We start from the raw sequence: 703 nt of genomic DNA, 5'->3' as shown, positions 1-703 counted from the left end.
CTCCCCTCTCCGGGGTTCTTTTCGCCTTTCCCTCACGGTACTGGTTCACTATCGGTCAGTCAGTAGTATTTAGCCTTGGAGGATGGTCCCCCCATATTCAGACAAAGTTTCTCGTGCTCCGTCCTACTCGATTTCACTTCTAAGACCTTTTCGCGTACAGGGCTATCACCCACTATGGCCGCACTTTCCAGAGCGTTCCGCTAAAATCAAAGAAGCTTAAGGGCTAGTCCCCGTTCGCTCGCCACTACTAAGGGAATCTCGGTTGATTTCTTTTCCTCAGGGTACTTAGATGTTTCAGTTCCCCTGGTTCGCCTCTTACACCTATGTATTCAGTGCAAGATACCTGACTTATGTCAGGTGGGTTCCCCCATTCAGAGATCTCCGGATCGCAGTCTATTTGCCGACTCCCCGAAGCTTATCGCAGGCTATCACGTCTTTCATCGCCTCTGACTGCCAAGGCATCCACCGTATGCGCTTCTTCACTTGACCATATAACCCCAAGCAATCTGGTTACTGTCTCAAACGTGAAGACGACATTCGCCGAAAATTTGCATAGAGAACACGCAAATTTTACCTTGACCAGATCAATTACCAGTGAAAGTAATTAATCAGTCACTTCTATCACATACCCAAATTTTTAAAGAACGATTTGTACCGGTCAAAAGACCAGAAATCAGCACTCATCAGATGACTCTGAAGTGCT

At 47.1% G+C, this 703-nt stretch carries 1 rRNA gene; it reads right to left on the bottom strand.

What is annotated here, in order from left to right:
- Positions 1 to 489 (bottom strand): 23S ribosomal RNA (locus ACF8C6_RS02635); the annotation flags it as partial.
- Positions 490 to 703: the final 214 nt, after the last annotated feature.

Source organism: Pseudomonas sp. zbq_18 (genome assembly GCF_043102245.1).
In the GTDB taxonomy this organism is placed as follows: Bacteria; Pseudomonadota; Gammaproteobacteria; order Pseudomonadales; family Pseudomonadaceae; genus Aquipseudomonas.
Note: the sequence above shows the minus strand (reverse complement) of the source record. Positions and strands in the feature narration are given on the sequence as shown.